Origin of the sequence: Flagellimonas baculiformis, assembly GCF_033441575.1 — a bacterium.
GTDB classification, from domain to species: domain Bacteria; phylum Bacteroidota; class Bacteroidia; order Flavobacteriales; family Flavobacteriaceae; genus Flagellimonas; species Flagellimonas baculiformis.
In genome coordinates this window covers 12,482-30,072 of the sequence record NZ_JAUZVW010000013.1, presented here as the reverse complement: position 1 = coordinate 30,072, position 17,591 = coordinate 12,482, and the positions used below count along the sequence as shown (strand labels likewise).

The following is a 17,591-nucleotide window of genomic DNA, read 5'->3' as shown; positions in this document are numbered from 1 at the left end:
ACGTATTCTTGTTGCGGGATTCTTAAAAAAGATTCCTGTCATCATGGGTAATACAATTTGATATGAAAGCAAAAGTAAGTTTGGTAGGTGCGGGACCAGGTAGTCCAGACCTAATAACAGTAAGGGGTTTAGAGGTTTTGAAATCCGCGGATGTTGTTCTGTACGATGCTTTGACGAATGAAGCACTACTAAAGGCGGTTCCCGCCCATATACCAAAAATATACGTAGGGAAAAGATGTTCAAAACATAGTTTCACTCAAGATGAAATAAATCAATTGATTGTGGAAAGTGCTTTCCGGTATGGACATGTGGTGCGGTTAAAAGGAGGAGATCCTTTCGTTTTTGGAAGGGCTTCAGAAGAAATGGAATATATAGAGTCCTTTGGACTTGCGGTAGATGTTGTCCCAGGCATCACCAGTGCCATTTCGGTTCCGGCCAGTCAGGGAATTCCCGTGACCAAAAGAGGGGTTAGCAGTAGCTTTTGGGTATTGACGGCAACGACCCAAGACCATGACTTTTCCGAAGATTTGGATTTGGTGGCCCAATCATCTGCCACGCTGGTGATATTGATGGGAATACGGAAATTCAAGGATATAGTAGATAGAATAGGGATCTACCGAAATAAAATGACCCCCATTGCAGTGATTCAAAATGGAACCTTGCCCTCTGAGAAGTGCATCACTGGAACGTTGAACGACGTGGATTCCATGTTTGAGACGGTTTCGATTTCGGAACCTGGTATTATAATAATAGGTGATGTCGTTGCGGAACATCCCTCGTTTTTTGACGAGGCCATACAAAGGGTTGTGAGTATGCGCATTTAAAACAAAGCCAACTACTTGACAGGCAGTTTGGAATACCATTCCATTAGTTGATTCTTAAAAAGGGCATGCTAATTTTCAGTGTGCTTTATTTTTTATAGGACTCGGATGGGATTTTCGTAAAAATACGTAACTCTTGAATTAAATACGTATAAATACTTAGTTTTGATATAGAAAATTCATAAAAATACGTATCATGAAAGCCACGACTTTAAACCTCTTAGATCTAAAAAGTATTCCGATCAGAACATTCTGGATTACCTCAATAGCCTTTTTTATATGCTTTTTTGCATGGTTCGGGATTGTTCCCTTTATGCCCGATGTGGAAAAAGACCTGGGATTGACCCCCGCACAGAAATGGAACTCCATCATACTGGCCGTGACGGGAACCGTTTTTGCACGATTGCTTATTGGAAAGTTATGTGACAAGTATGGTCCTCGTTTGTGCTATACTTGGTTGTTGGTCATAGGAGCCATTCCGGTTATTTTGATTGGCTTTGTACAGACTCCTTTGCAATTTCTGATCTGTAGATTGTTCATAGGCTTTATCGGGGCCTCTTTCGTGATCACCCAATTCCACACCTCCATTATGTTTGCCCCTAATATTGTGGGCACTGCAAATGCTACCTCGGCAGGTTGGGGCAATTTGGGTGGTGGGGCCAATAGATTGGGTATGCCTCTCATTGCTGCCGCAGTGGTTAGTTTTGGCGTCGCCGATGAAGTCGCGTGGCGTTATTCCATGGTCATTGCGGGAATCATCTGTTTTTCCATGGGACTGGTGTATTACTTTTTTACAAAGGACACTCCGGAAGGCAATTTTTCGGAATTACGGGAAGCAGGCAGGATGCCCGTTTTGAAAAAAGATAAAGTATCCTTCGGACAGGCTATGAAGGATTACCGGGTATGGATTTTGTTTGTGGTCTATGCCGCCTGTTTCGGGATGGAGCTTACCGTGTATGGTACCATGGACGATTACCTGCAGAACACCTTTGGCTTGGAGCGGACCACAGCAGGAAACATTGTACTGTCGTTTGCCTTAATGAACATTTTTGCCCGCACATTGGGTGGGTTCTTTGGTGACCGCTTCGGAAAACTGAAAGGCCTGCGGGGAAGGGTCTTGTTTTTAACGGCAATACTTATGGCCGAAGGAATTATGTTGTCCATTTTTTCCACGACCACCAGTCTTGCGATTGGCATCCTGTTCTTGGTCGCCTTTAGCCTCACTGTGCAGATGGCCGAGGGAGCAACATTTTCCGTAGTCCCATTCATCAACAAGAAAGCCATTGGATCAATTTCTGGAATTGTTGGGGCAGGGGGCAATGTGGGTGCCTTTTTGGCCGCATTGTTTCTAAAGTCCAAATCCGCAGTGGCCGAGAGTGCAGCACTCAAAGCCAATGCATCCTTAGGGGAGGAAGCCATGAAAACGGCTCAGGCCATAGCGGCTTCCGATGCCGTTTCCAGCGGGTATTTTATCATTGGCGCCTTTGTGGTTCTTGCTGCGCTGTCATCATTGGCCATCAAGTTCTCTACTGAGGATGAAAAAGAAGTGCTCCAGGAAATGGGCGGTGAACTCAAATTTTCCACTGTGAAAGCCGATTGATATCGGTATAAACATTTTAAATAACCAACTATGAATGCTATCAAAAAGAATACACTGGCATTGCTGTGCCTATTGGTGGCCCAAATCTCCTTTGCCCAGCTCACAATCGACGGTCAATTTAGACCACGTACGGAATATAGAAATGGTTTTGGAAATCTCATATCGGATGCAGCCGAACCTGGGCTGGCGACATCCACAAGGGCCCGTTTGAACATTGATTATCAAACCGAGGGCTACCAATTTTATCTCAGTCTTCAGGATGTAATGGTTTGGGGGGAGAACAGGCAATTATTACCCGATGATGAGAATAATTCATTTGCGGTCTTTGAGGCATGGGCAAAACTGAACCTAGGTTCTGGGTGGTCCACGAAACTGGGGAGACAGGTGCTTTCCTACGATGATCAACGGATTTTGGGCGAGGTAGACTGGGCCCAGCAGGCACGCAACCACGATGCTGCCCTATTGCGGTACGCCAAAGGGAAGTTCATCATGGACTTGGCATTTGCCTTTAATCAGGACTTTGACAATCCCAACGGTTTCCAATCGGAGGGCAATACCTATAATACGGTTGGATTTTTCAGTTACAAAACCATGCAGATGCTCTATATGAAGCAGAAATGGGAAAACCTATCAGCAAGTTTGGTGGCATTGAACAATGGCTTTCAAAATTTTGATGATGCGGATAATGCGGATGGCCTGAGCAGCCTACAGACAATTGGTACCCACTTGGTTTACAGGACAGGCAATTTTGGTTTTGCGGCCAATGCGTTTCTCCAAACCGGGGAGCGGCAGGGCAGCCTGAAGGTAAAAGGTGCTTATTTGTTGGGATTGGATACAAATTATAAGGCTTCCAACGCCGTTGATCTTGGTGCAGGTATTGAGGTGATCAGTGGCAATGATGGGGAGACCGTCGAAGAAACCGGTGCTTTCTTCCCCTTGTATGGAACCAACCACAAATTCAACGGGCTTATGGACTATTTCTATGTGGGCAACCACGCCAATACAGTCGGTCTGTTTGATATTCATGCCAGTGTCAATGTTAAGCTTGGTGAAAAATCAAGTCTGTTGGGCAAAATATGGAACTTTCAAGGGCAACAAGACCTTCCCAGCGGAGAAAATGCATTGGGCACAGAGGTGGATTTGGTCTATTCCCAGAGTTTTAATGGGTATGCACTTAAAATAGGATATTCGCATATGTTTCCTGCGGATGGGATGTATGAACTTAAGGGTATAACCGAGGCCGATGCCGCAAGTACACAAAATTGGGCATGGGCCATGCTCATTATCAAACCTAAACTTTTTACCTCTGCCAAAACCGATTAGGAATCCATAGTATTGAATTTAGTTCGAGGGGCCGTTCCATTTTATATTGGGATGGCCCATTTCATTTCTACGTATTTCAATAATTCGATTATTTTTGTGCCATGCACGATTCGGCACTGAACAAAAGCATCTCCATTATATTGGCCGATGACCATTCCTTGGTCAGGGATGGAATACGGGCCTTGTTGGAAGAAGAACCAGATCTTGACGTAATTGGTGAGGTGTCGAATGGTTTGGAAGCCATAAAAATGGTCGGGGACAAAGCGCCCGATATTCTCGTCATTGATATCAGAATGCCTGAGTTGGGAGGTATTGAAACGGTTGAACGCCTAAACGCGGGTGATGGTTTGAAGACCAAATGCATCATCCTTTCCATGCACGACTCGGAGGAATATATTCTGAAATCAGTACAGGCCGGGGCAAGTGGTTATCTGCTGAAGGATACGGGTAAGACCGAATTTGTCAAGGCCATCCACGTAGTTCACGAAGGCGGCAAATATTTCAGTGGGGATATTTCCAATGTATTGGTGAACAATTTATTCAGTTCTGGGAAAAACTTGGGAGACAAAAATGCGTCCAAAGAACGTCAAAACAACCCATTTGATCTGACCAACAAAGAACTTAAAGTATTGGAACTGATACTGGCCGGATTCACCAACAAGGAAATCTCAGAGAAATTGCAGAACAGCAAGCGCACCATTGAGACCCATCGCTTCAACCTGATGAAGAAGATGAAAGTGAAGAATCTCATCGACCTTTCCAAGAAGGCGAACAAGCACAATCTGATCTAAGTCCACTATTGGTAACTTTTGTGGGCAATTATTGCCAATCCTTCGATTTTAGGCAAGACTTTTACCATTTCGACACTACGTATTAATACGTAAATTTTTAACTTCAACCATTGAAAACACAAGGCTATTTTCAATGCAAAAGAAGGATGCTTATAATACCATTTGTTCCTATTGTGGGGTGGGTTGCGGTATCACAGTGACCAAGGATGCCAAAGGAGTGTTAGCCGTTGAGGGAAATGAGGACTATCCTGTGAATAAGGGTATGCTGTGTTCCAAAGGAAAAACCCTGAACTATGTGGCCCAGGATACCACCGATAGAATTTTGTATCCTGAAATGCGATGGAGCCGCAACCACCCCATGCAACGGGTCACGTGGAACACTGCCCTAAAAAGGGCCGCTGCTGTTTTCAAGAGCATTATGGACCGTCATGGGCCGGATAGTGTGGGTCTGTATGTTTCCGGGCAGTGCCTTACCGAGGAATATTATTTGGCCAACAAGTTGACCAAGGGCTTTTTGGGAACCAACAATATAGATACCAATTCCCGACTTTGCATGAGTTCGGCGGTGGTAGGCTATAAAAAAACAGTGGGCAACGATGCTGTGCCCATAGCCTATGCGGACATTGAACTGGCAGACTGCTTTTTGATCGCTGGGGCCAATCCGGCATGGTGCCATCCCATTTTGTTCCGAAGGATCGAGAAACACAAGGAAGAGGACCCCAAGGTAAAGATCATTGTGGTGGATCCACGAAAGACCCAAACCTCTGCCTTGGCCGACCTGCATCTGCACATATTGCCGGGTACCGATGTCATCCTGTTCAATGCCATGGCGCGCTGGCTCATCGAAAAGAAAAAAATCAATACTGCATTTATTCAAAAGCACACCTCCAATTTTGCTGCTTGCAAGCAAATGGCCTTTGAGTTGAGCATCCGGCAGGCTGCTGAAAAGTGTGGCATATCTGCTGCTGAGATCAAAACCGCGGCCAAATATATTGCAGATGCCAAAGGGTTCATCAGCATGTGGACCATGGGATTGAACCAAAGTGTCATCGGTGTGGACAAAAATCTTTCCCTGTTGAACCTATCCCTTTTGACAGGGCAAATTGGGAAACCTGGGTCAGGTCCCTTTTCACTTACCGGACAACCCAACGCCATGGGAGGTAGGGAAGTAGGGGGAATGGCCAGTTTGTTGGCGGCCCATCGCGATCTGGGGAATCCCAAACACCGACAGGAAGTGCAGGAATTTTGGGGAGGGAAGGAAATCAAGGGCGAGCCCGGGCTTACCGCAACCGAAATGTTCGATGCGTTGGAATCCGGTAAGATGAAGGCGGTGTGGATCATTTGTACCAATCCCATTGTGAGTTTGCCCAACGCCAAAAAGATAGAACGCGCACTGGAAAAGGCACATTTTGTAATTGTCCAGGATATTTCTCACAGTTCGGAGACCACAAAATATGCCGATTTATTGCTGCCGGCGGCAGGATGGTTGGAAAAAGAAGGGACCATGACCAATTCGGAGCGAAGGATCAGTTATTTGCCCAAGGTCATTGACCCACCCGGAGAAGCCTTGCCCGATGCTGAAATTTTATGGCGTTTTGCCCAAGAGATGGATTATGGGGGATTTGATTATGCCAATACCTCAGAGGTCTATGACGAATATTGTTTGATGACCAAGGGGACCAACATCGATATTTCGGGACTGTCGCATGAACGGCTCAAAAGGGAAGGAAGCTTTCAGTGGCCGGTACCGACAGCAGAACATAGGGGCACACCACGATTGTTCCAAGACCAAAAGTATTTTACATCCAACGGGAAGGCACATTTTAATGCGCCCCGACAATTGTATAACAAATCAGAGGCTCCCACGCCAGAATTTCCCCTGGTGTTGAATACGGGTAGGGTACGGGACCAGTGGCACACCCGCACCAAGACAGGAAAGGTGAAACGCCTATTGACCCATATTCCTGCTCCTTTTCTTGAAATGAACAAGGTGGATGCCTACTTGCGGAACCTCAAGGAAGGAGACATTGCGGTGGTAAAAAGTAGGCGTGGCAGTGTCAGGGTCAAGGTGAAGATAAACTACGACATTCGGGAAAGGGTCGTTTTTTTGCCCATGCATTGGGGTAAAATCTTAAACGATGATTTCAGCAGGGCCAACAATCTGACCAATGATTTGGTTGATCCTATTTCTAAAGAACCTGATTTTAAGTACTGTGCAGTCCAGGTCGAAAAATATAAAAAGCCCAAGCAAAAAATCGTTGTGGTAGGGGCTGGGGCTGCTGCCTATCGTTTTATCCAAACCTATAGGGAAAAGAACAGGGAAGATGAACTTCACATCTTTTCCAAGGAAGAACATCCATTCTACAACCGGGTGTTGCTGCCCGAGTATGTCAATGAGGAATTGCCCTGGGAATCCCTGCTTAAATTAAAACAAGGGGAATTGAAAAAGCTCAAGGTGAATCTATACCCCAATAATGGAATTCAAAAAATCAATGCCCAAGAAAAAACAGTGGTAGATGATTTGGGTCAAACCCATACCTATGACCTGTTGATCATGGCTACAGGGAGTCGTGCCTTTGTGCCCAGTGAAGTGCGGATGGACCTTCCCGGCAGGTTTACCATGCGGGAGCGGGGAGATGCGGACCGACTCAAAAAATACTTGGCCGAGACCGGGCTCCCCCCGATGGAACAGCATGTGGTTGTGATAGGGGGTGGTCTGTTGGGGCTCGAGTTGGCAGCCGCATTGAAGAAAATCAATGTCAACATCAGTATCATCCAACGGGCCCCCAGGTTGATGGAACGCCAGTTGGACCCCATCTCCAGTAGGCTTTTGGCCGAAGATGTTTCCGAAAGGGGGATTCAATTGTACTTTGACAACGAGGTAAGCACGGTCTTTGAGGATAAGGAGTCGCGGTACTCGCTTTTGATCAACTTGAAGACAGGGCGCATCCTTCGGTGCAATGCCATTGTCTATGCCATTGGCACACGTCCCAATATCAGTTTGGCCCAAGATGCGGGTCTGGAAACGCGAAGAGGTGTCTTGGTCAATCCCTACCTCAAGACCAGTGATCCTTCCATATTTGCGCTGGGGGAGATTGCGGAATTCGAGAATGCCCTATACGGTATCACTTCCGCTGCGGAACAGCAGGCTGATGTGGCCGCACAGTATATTTTGGGAGATTTGGGCAGTATGTATAGCGGTTCCGTCTTGATGAACATCCTAAAGTTCGAGAATCTGGATCTGTGCAGTATCGGAATGGTGAACGCTCCCAAAAACGACCCCACATACGAGGAGATCCTACTGATGGATGTCAGCAAGCGATTTTACAAGAAGTGTATCGTTAAGGATGATACCTTAAAAGGGGCCATTCTTATGGGGGATAAAAATGAGTTTGCGGAATTCAAGCGACTTATTGAAGAAGAAATAGAACTTTCAGAGAAGAGGGACGAGTTGTTACGGGGAGCATCAAATTCAGAACCGCTGAAAGGAAATCTGGTCTGCTCCTGTAGCCAAGTCGGCGAAGGGAATATAAAAGATGCAATCGCCGGTGGATGTAGTGATTTTGCCCAACTGTGTTCCCAGACCGGGGCGGGTTTGGGTTGTGGTAGTTGTAAACCTGAGGTGAAGATGCTGTTGAACAGGCAGTTGAAAACCGTAAGAGTGTAGGGGTATGAATGATGATTTGCATAGAATATTGATCAAGGGTGGGATTACATCTCCCGGAGAACTTAAGGATATCATTGGTATGTTGGAAGCAGCTGGACTTTCCGAGGTTTATTTTGGATCACGCCAAGACCTGCTCTTCCCACTGGACACGGTGAAAAAGGACCAGTTGGAGAACATTTCCAAATACAATACAGATGTCATTGCGGATAGATCGTATCAAAATATTGTTTGCTCCTATGTCTCGGCAGATATTTTTGACACCACCCATTGGCTTAAGGGCTCCACCTATTTATATCTTTTGGAGCAGTTCGATTTTTTACCCAAGTTGAAGGTTAACATTACGGACCCCAAACAACGATTGGTGCCCATTTTTAACGGAAACCTCAATTTTGTGGCCTCGGACCAAGAGGACTATTGGTATTTGAACATTCTTTTGCCGCACTGGAAAAAAAGTGCCTATTATCCGGTCCTGATTTACAGTTGGGATATCGTTCCGGTATGCAAGGCCATTGAGGAGGTATACCATACCATGGACAATGTGGACCAGCTCTTTGCCATTTTAAACCAAAGCCTGAGTACCAACAATAGGACCATGGGAAAGGAACTCCAGGTTCCCTTTTTGACCTTTCCCTATTACGAGGGCATGAACAAAATGGGGTTGGACCAGTATTGGTTGGGCCTGTACTGGCGAAACAATCGGTATGACTTGAATTTTCTCAAGGAATTCTGCGGATTTTGTTTGGACAACAGCATTGGGAAAATATGCATCACTCCTTGGAAATCTTTCATCATCAAGGGAATTCCAAAGGAAAGCCGTCCAGAATTGGAACGTTTCCTTGGGCAAAGAGGTATCAATGTTCGGCATTCGCAATTGGAAATGAATTGGCATCTACCGGTCGATGACCTTGAGGCATTGGAGCTTAAAAAGTATTTGGTCAATTGCTTTGACCAGAATGATATCAGCACCTATGGACTCACTTTTGGCATCAGCAAGGATGTGGGGAAACAATCCCATTTCTCCTCTATAGTGATTGAAATCAACCCATCATCCCCTTTGGTTACAAAATTTAAAGTGAAGCCAACCTACAATGTGTGCCACTTTAAGGATTTTGACCCTAATACCAGAAAGTATTTGGTCTATGCGCAGGAAGTGGACAAAAAGGAGCTGCCCAAACTTTTGATAGAATTGAGCAAGCAATACTTTATGCAACTTGGTCAGGAAGGGAAAACCAAAGAAAATGTGCGCGAGGAATTGAAACACACACCGCACATTGTGCACCAGTGTCAAGATTGTCTGACCATTTATGACGAAGCCGTGGGTGAACCCCGATCCAAAATTGGCCCGGCCACAAAATTCAAGGATTTGCCAGAAGACTATGCCTGTATGGTTTGTGGGGCACATGTGTCCAATTTTGAATTGGTAGATCTTTCAATGGTTTAATGTGTGTCTTCAATCATAGTTGAATTGGGTACAGAAGACATTAAATTTTGGATATGGCAAGTATGAACGGACATCCATTTCCATCGAAAAACCGTAGAGGATGCCATGGTTTACATTATACTTCTGATAGTCTAGCTTTTACGAGCTGATCGTTTGGGCATTATACCTCTCTCCCTTTATCTTTTCCGATAAGATTTGATGCATATGTCAAAATTAATCAATATGTTCGTACATAATATCAATATCGGATTTGCTTAACAGGAAGCTACCCATCGTGAAGATGCAAACTGGACCTATGGCCATCTCCTTGGCCAAAGCATGAACAAAAAGATCACGGTTGGATTTCCCTGAAATCAAAAAATCATGAAAAACGTAAGCCTAACAAAAATAAAAGGAGCCAATGTTGTAAAGTTTGGCAAATCCATACTCCTGTTCAGTGTAGTGGTACTGTTTTGCTCCTGTAAAAAGGGCAGGACCACGCCCGATAACAAGACCGAAAACTTGGAAAAGACGCCATACGAATATGTGAATACATTTATGGGAACGGCTCCACTGCTTGACGAGAAGATCATTGGTTACAAGCCACCCAAAGACTGGAGGGTTTGGGCAGGATTGACCTATCCGGGGTCATCCCTGCCAAATGCAATGGTCCAAGTCAGTCCGATTACGGAATATGGCACGGGGGCCGGATACGAGTATGAGGATACGGAAATTTTGGGTTTTGCCCATACCAATAAAGGCCATTGGAATTTATGTAATCTGCCCGTATTGCCCCTTTCCTCCGGTGCCATGGCCCCTTATAAGGATACTTTTTCCCACGTTGACGAATCGGCATCCCCTGGTTACTATCAGGTCCGACTACAGAATTACGATATAAATGTACAGTTGACCTCGACGCTGCGGGCTGCCATGCATGAATATGAGTATGGGAAGCCAAAGGATAAAAGAATATTGTTTGATTTGGGCATGGCCAATAACCATGTCTCCGATTGGGACATTTCCAAAGTCTCATCCAACGAATTGAGCGGTTACCAGAAAGTGGGAAGGGATAAGATTCATTTCTTTGCTCGAATCGATACTGAAATTGATAGCATTGCTTTGTCCAACCCCGGGAAGTCCAAGGGGTATGCCATCGCACATTTAAGGGATGGTGATAAAAGCACGGTTACCATGAAAATGGGATTGTCCTACGTCAGTGCAGCTAATGCAAAGTTGAACTTGGAAGAAGAGATGGGATCCAAAACCTTCGAAGATGTGTTTGGCGAGGGTAAAAAGATATGGTCGGATTTTCTTGATCGGATTGAGGTTACGGGTGGATCGGAAAAGGAGCGGGAAATTTTCTATACCTCCCTGTACAAATCTTTTTTGTGGCCAGCTTTAAGAAGTGATGGCAATGGCGATTTTGTCGATGAGGCAGGCAATGTCCAGAACAAGGATTTTCACTACTACACCATACCTTCATTGTGGGATACCTATAGGAACAAAGTTGTATTGATGGAGATTTTGAGACCAGAAATCACTTCGGATGTCATTAAATCCCTATTGGATAGAGGAGAGGTTACCGGTTTTATTCCTACCTTTTTCCACGGCGACCATGCGGCATCGTTTATTGCCGGTTCTTATCTACGGGGCATAAAGGATTTCGATTTGGGGAAGGCATACGAGCTATTGCTCAATAACGCCTATAAGGAAGGTGGTCCCCGTCCCCATATCAAGGAGTATATGGATCTTGGGTATATTTCGGACCCTGACATAGAAGACCCGAACACCGAATCGAAAGGAAAGGCGGGAGTGTCCAAAACCCTCGAATTTGCCTATGACGATTATTCCCTTTCGCTTTTGGCCCAAGCAATGGGCGATACCGAACGCCAGAAGGATCTATATGACCGATCTAAAAACTTTAAAAATGTATTCGATAAAAAAACGAATTTCATGAGAGGTAGATTGGCCAATGGGGATTGGATCACTCCTTTCAATCCAGAATATCCCTATTACGAATATATGTACCGAGAGGCCAATGCTTGGCAGGTTTCCTTCTTTGCGACCCACGACATGCCAGCGCTTATTGATCTATATGGAGGGGAGGAGAAGTTTGAGGAGAAACTCGATTCACTCTTTACCCACAAATGGAACCCCAACTATATTGCACGCAATGTCTCCGGGTTTATGGGGCAATATTGTCATGGGAACCAACCCGGGCATGAAGCTCCATTTTCATATTACTTTATCGGAAAACCCGAAAAATCACAAGCAGTCATCGATAAGTTGTTGGCCAATTATTACGGAATTGGGGAAGAAGGTCTGGCACTTTCAGGGATGGACGATGCAGGCGAGATGTCTTCCTGGTATGTATTCAATGCATTGGGGTTGTATCCATTTTCCCCTTCGGATCCCGAATACTTGGTTACGGTCCCCATCTTTGATACGGTCACTTGGAATTTGGGGAATGATAGGACCTTAAAGCTCATCAAGGAGGGAACGTCAAGGGAGTTGAAGTCCATTGTGGTAAACGGTACTGAAACAAATGGTTACTTTGTAAATCATACCCTTTTTGAGAAGGGAGGGGAAATTTTGATACGAACAGGAAATTAAGATAAAAGAACAGCCATCTTAGGCTCAACCTTATATAGAACCAAAGCTTATTTGACCGATCATGAAATCATATCTCTTTCTAACAGGATTTTCCATTGTGCTCCTGTTTACTGCTTGCAATCCAAATACGAAGTCGGAAAAACAGGACAATGCCCCCCAAGCCGTTCTAAAGACCAGATGGACCGATTTGGTGGATCCAGATCAGGTGCTGCCCGAATATCCCCGCCCCATACAGCAACGCAAGGCATGGATGAACCTGAACGGATATTGGCAAGTTGATACCGCTGTTAAGGATTCCATTCCTTTTGGGACCGATCTATCAGATACTATACTGGTCCCTTTTGCGGTGGAGTCCTATCTCTCCGGTGTCATGAAAAAAACGGACGATCTTCTGTACCGAAAAACATTTACCATACCAAAGGATTGGGAAAAGAAGGATGTGGTATTGAACTTTGAGGGAGTGGATTATCATGCAAATGTTTATCTCAATGGGCAAAAAGTAGGGGAACATAAAGGGGCCTTTGACCATTTTTCATTTAACATTACCGAATACCTGACCACAGGTGAGCAGGAGTTGATGGTCAAGGTCCATGATGCTTCCAATGATGGATTGCAGCCTGTTGGGAAGCAGGTCAAAAAGCCCGAAGGTATTTTTTATACGTCCACCACGGGTATTTGGCAAACGGTATGGCTGGAACCAGTTTCCCCTAACCATATCCAAACTTTCAAGGTGCAGACGGATATCGATAAAGGACAAATTGATTTCATGGGGAATACTACCGAAGGAAATGGTATTCTAAAACTGGTTCTGAAGGATGGAAACCGAATCGTTGCCGAGACCGAGGGTTCGCCACTGGATACCATTACACTCGATGTTCCCCAGGCAAAGCTATGGAGTCCCGAGCAGCCCTTTCTTTATGACCTGGAAGTCCAGTTGGTGAATGAAGGTGCCATTTTGGATGAATTTTCCAGTTATGTGGCCATGAGAAAAATAAGCTTGGGGAAAGATGAAAAAAACAACACCAGAATCCTATTGAACAACAAACCCTATTTTCAAGTCGGGGTGCTGGATCAAGGATACTGGCCGGACGGCCTGATGACCCCACCTACGGATGAAGCTTATGTGTGGGATATTGAAACCTTTAAAAAAATGGGCTTCAATTTACTCCGCAAACATGCCAAAACCGAAAGCCAGCGTTGGTATTACCACTGCGATAAATTGGGCATGCTCGTCTGGCAGGATATGCCGCAAGTGTATCCACACGAAGATTTTGAAGAAAGACTCACACCGAAAGACAAGGAGCAATTTGAACGCGAACTCAAGGCCATGGTGGACGATCTGTACAATTACCCAAGTATAGTAATGTGGGTCGTTTTCAACGAAGGGTGGGGGCAGTACGATACGGAAAGACTTACCCATTGGGTGGAGGAAATGGATGAAACACGATTGGTGAGTAATGCCAGTGGCTGGACCGATCATAAGGTCGGGGACATCATAGATATGCACAGCTACCCCGGTCCTGATATTTATCCCGTTGAAGAAAAGCGGGCAACCGTATTAGGGGAGTTCGGAGGTCTTGGGTTGGCATTGCCCGGACATTTATGGCAGGAAGAAAACTGGGGGTATCGGGAAATGACCGATAGTTTGGAGTTTAAAAACTCCTACTTGGAACTATGGGACAATGTTTGGCAAATGAAACACAACGAAGCGGCCAGTGCTGTGGTATATACCCAGCTATCCGACGTGGAAGGTGAAGTAAATGGTCTGGTGACCTATGATCGGGAAATCATAAAATTGCCCATACCCTTTTTTCATGATGTGCATACCGACAATATGATCTCCCCGGTTACCATTTCATATGACCACTCGATTTTTCTGGACAAAGAAAAGGTCACATTGAACAACAGAAAAGGGGAAACAATTTATTACACCTTGGATGGTACGGAGCCTACCCAAAACTCCCAAAAATATACAGCTCCACTATGGATTGACGCGACTTCAACCTTGAAGGCCATATCTATGGATGGTGATAAGAAAAGCAAAGTGGCCCAGAAGAGGTTTGAAAAAATAGATTCCTTGAACCCGCCCCAATTTGTACTGGGAGAAGAATTTGAAGAGGGGTTGGCCTATTCGTATTACCAGGGCCAATGGGATAATCTTCCCGACTTTGGAGAACTCGAATCCTCGGGGTCTGGCATTACCAATACAATAGATTTGGGCAAAGCAACAAGGGGGAGTGATTACGGCCTCACATTCGAAGGGTACATTCGCCTCAAAGAGGACGGGGTCCATACATTTCATTTGACATCGGATGATGGCTCCAAACTGTGGATTGCCGATGAGTTGGTCATTGACCACGACGGCCATCACTCCATGGAAACGAAGACAATAGATTTACCGCTTCAAAAAGGGTATCATAAACTTTCACTCCATTTTTTTCAGGCAGGCGGTGGCTCTGGCCTGGACTTAAAGGTTATAGGCCCGGATGGAAGGGAGCTGCCAAAGAAAATCTATGTACACAAATAAGGAAGGCAACCCTAGCTGCCGCCCTTAAAGGAAATGTTGTTCCACATGCCAAAAAACATGGATATAATGCTATTTTTGATTCATGTGTAAACAGTTGAATGCCATATTATAATTTAGAGGCAGATGAAATTTGAAATAGACCATAAAAGCCCTGTTCCCCTCCATGCCCAAGTTGAGCAATTGCTCCGTGAACTTATTGAGCAGGAGGAATATCAGAAAGGGAAAATCCTTCCCAGCGAAGTGGAACTGAGCAAAAGATTGGCCATTTCCCGATCCACGGTGAGACAGGCGATAAAAAAGCTGGTTTTTGAAGGTCTTTTGGTACGGAAAAAAAAGGCAGGGACACGGGTGGCACCGCAGCCCGTAAGTTCACGCTCCAATAATTGGCTCAGCTTCTCACAGGAAATGAAGGTAAGGGGCATCCCCATCAGAAATTTCGAACTGCATTTGAGTTGGGTCCAACCCCCATCAAATGTGGTGGAGTTCTTCAATATACAGGAAGGAAAAAAAGTCCTTAAAATGGAGCGGGTGAGAGGGAAGCCCGATGAACCCTTTGTCTATTTTGTGTCCTATTTTCATCCCCGGATCGGGTTGACGGGAGAGGAGGATTTTAAAATGCCCCTCTACGAGATGTTGGAACAAGAGCATTCCACCATTGCTTCGCTCTCCAAGGAAGAGATCAGTGCCACGGCCTGCAACGAATTGGTTTCCCAAAAACTTGAGATTGAAAAAGGAACACCTGTGCTGCTAAGGAAACGATTTGTATTCGATCAGGGGGAAAGACCCATTGAGTATAATATCGGCTATTATAAATCGGATAGTTTTATCTATACGGTGGAAAGTAGCAGGTAAGCCTTTTGTTGATTTCCTAAAAAAAGCAACTAAATCCAGAGACTTTCCAAAATATGTAAACTTTTTTTTGTTTACATATTAGGATTTAAGTGAAATAAATTATTATGTTTGTACATAAGTACATTATATAATTATTGAAAATTTAATGATTCAGAAGGGAGAAAAAAGGGGGAACACTGTGCAGATAAATCGCAAAACCAATCAACACTTGTTGTCAGCTACCAAAGGTTTCAGGCCAGATAATATTGACCAATACAACATTTATCCGCAGTTTCATATGGAAAGCGGAAAGGTTCATGAAGGTTATGGAGGACTTGTTGACTATATCGTCGAGCATAAAACAGTATGCTTGGAAGGGTTTTCGGGAATTGCATGGGAAATTGTGTCGCATAAACTTATTGACAGGTTGGCGAGTAAAGCATTTACCGTCAATGCCGTCAGCATAGATACATGTTTAAAGAATGAGACCGAGATTGAATCCATGGTCAGACCTTTTTTGGGCGATGAGGATTCGGTTTGGGGAAGCAAATGCGATTTTTCCCTTGTGGATTATTTTGATGGGGAAAAATTAAAGGCACTTGCACCAGATGCTGAAAGTGAAATCAATATCGTGTACGGAATAGGATCCAGTCTGGTCCATTGGGACTGTCCGTTGGTGTATTTTGATCTCCCCAAAAATGAATTGCAATATCGTATGCGGGGTGGTTCTTCCACCAATTTGGGACTTTCACGCATTGATGTGGATTTTAAAATGTACAAACATTACTACTTTATTGATTGGGTGGTTTTGAACAATCATAAAAAGCGATTGGCCTCTCGGATAGATGTCATTGCAGATGCACAATTCCAGGATACCATTACCTGGGCACATATGGACGAGATCAAGAAGGCACTTCATGCCATGGCCACTTCTGTGTTTAGGGTTCGGCCGTGGTTTGAGCCCGGTGCTTGGGGTGGACAATGGATGAAGGAGCACATCCCTGGTCTGAACCCTGACGTCATCAATTATGCTTGGGCCTTTTCGCTGATTGTTCCAGAGAACGGGTTGCTTTTTGAAAGCGATGGGAACCTTCTGGAAGTTTCCTTTGATTTTCTGATGAACCATGAGTCGCAAAATGTCCTTGGCAGGCACGAACCCATTTTTGGATCCGAATTTCCCATCCGGTTCAACTTTTTGGACACGTATGAAGGGGGCAATTTGTCCATACAATGTCACCCAAGTTTAAAGTATATACAAGAGGTCTTTGGGGAGACCATAACCCAAGATGAATGTTATTATATCCTGGACTGTACGGATGATGCCCATGTCTATCTTGGTTTTCAGGAAAACATTGACCCGGAAAAGTTCAAAGAAGATTTAGTGCGCAGTCAAGAAGAGAATGTGGAATTGAACATGGAGGACTACGTGCAGAAACACCCGTCCAACAAGCACGACCTTTATCTCATCCCGAACGGTACCGTGCATAGTGCAGGGTCAGGGAACATGGTATTGGAAATCAGTGCCACCCCTTACATTTTCACATTTAAAATGTACGATTGGTTGCGATTGGATCTGAACGGCAAACCAAGACCCATCAATATAGAACATGCCTTCAAGAACCTGAATTTTGATCGAAGGGGACAAGTTGTTCCCGATGAACTTTTCTCCAAACCATTTATAGCAGAAGAAACTTCAGGCCACATCATTAGAAATTACCCTACCCACCCCGATCACTTCTATGATATTAGAAGACTTGAATTTGACCAGTTTGTGGAAAGAAGCACGGAGAATTCATGTCAAGTGATGATGCTTGTCGAAGGTGAAAAAATTCAATTGGAAACCGAAAATGGCCATGTGGAAACACTGGCCTATGCGGAAACCTTTGTAATACCCGCTGCCGCCAAAAAATTCAAATTGAAGAATCTGGGCCAGGGCCGCGCCAAAGTAATCAATGCATTTCTAAAATAAGTAAATGAAAACCAATCACAGACCCATCA

Annotated in this window: 10 protein-coding genes; all 10 read left to right on the top strand. The window is 44.8% G+C overall.

Annotated elements, in window-relative coordinates; all coding sequences use genetic code 11:
• Window positions 1–62: 62 nt before the first annotated feature.
• The 10 genes from cobA to SD450_RS16060 all read left to right on the top strand — a co-directional run bounded on the left by cobA (window position 63) and on the right by SD450_RS16060 (window position 17,562).
• Complete coding sequence (gene cobA / locus SD450_RS16105) at window positions 63–824, top strand: uroporphyrinogen-III C-methyltransferase (RefSeq protein ID WP_318345481.1); 762 nt, start codon at window positions 63–65, stop codon at window positions 822–824.
• A gap of 193 nt (window positions 825–1,017) precedes the next feature.
• Complete coding sequence (locus SD450_RS16100) at window positions 1,018–2,421, top strand: MFS transporter (protein WP_318345480.1); 1,404 nt, start codon at window positions 1,018–1,020, stop codon at window positions 2,419–2,421.
• Window positions 2,422–2,451: 30 nt separating this feature from the next.
• Window positions 2,452–3,744 carry an alginate export family protein gene (locus tag SD450_RS16095; RefSeq protein ID WP_318345479.1) on the top strand — a complete coding sequence of 431 codons (1,293 nt, stop codon included), beginning with the start codon at window positions 2,452–2,454 and terminating at the stop codon, window positions 3,742–3,744.
• A 101-nt stretch (window positions 3,745–3,845) separates the two neighbouring features.
• The gene (locus SD450_RS16090) at window positions 3,846–4,535 is read left to right on the top strand and encodes a response regulator transcription factor (RefSeq protein ID WP_318345478.1); all 690 of its coding nucleotides are present in this window, start codon (window positions 3,846–3,848) and stop codon (window positions 4,533–4,535) included.
• A 133-nt stretch (window positions 4,536–4,668) separates the two neighbouring features.
• Entirely contained in the window at window positions 4,669–8,202 is a 3,534-nt protein-coding gene (locus SD450_RS16085) for a molybdopterin-dependent oxidoreductase (RefSeq protein ID WP_318345477.1), read from the top strand.
• A gap of 4 nt (window positions 8,203–8,206) precedes the next feature.
• Entirely contained in the window at window positions 8,207–9,643 is a 1,437-nt protein-coding gene (locus SD450_RS16080) for a rubredoxin (RefSeq protein WP_318345476.1), read from the top strand.
• 363 nt (window positions 9,644–10,006) lie between these two features.
• A complete protein-coding gene (locus SD450_RS16075) occupies window positions 10,007–12,235 on the top strand; it encodes a GH92 family glycosyl hydrolase (protein ID WP_318345475.1) in 2,229 nt (742 codons plus the stop codon).
• A gap of 61 nt (window positions 12,236–12,296) precedes the next feature.
• On the top strand, window positions 12,297–14,762 hold the full coding sequence (locus SD450_RS16070; protein WP_318345474.1) for a sugar-binding domain-containing protein: 2,466 nt from the start codon (window positions 12,297–12,299) through the stop codon (window positions 14,760–14,762).
• A 123-nt stretch (window positions 14,763–14,885) separates the two neighbouring features.
• Complete coding sequence (locus tag SD450_RS16065; RefSeq protein ID WP_318345473.1) at window positions 14,886–15,614, top strand: GntR family transcriptional regulator; 729 nt, start codon at window positions 14,886–14,888, stop codon at window positions 15,612–15,614.
• A gap of 211 nt (window positions 15,615–15,825) precedes the next feature.
• Window positions 15,826–17,562: a class I mannose-6-phosphate isomerase gene (locus tag SD450_RS16060; protein WP_318345472.1), complete on the top strand. Its 1,737-nt coding sequence runs from the start codon at window positions 15,826–15,828 to the stop codon at window positions 17,560–17,562.
• Window positions 17,563–17,591 lie beyond the last annotated feature (29 nt).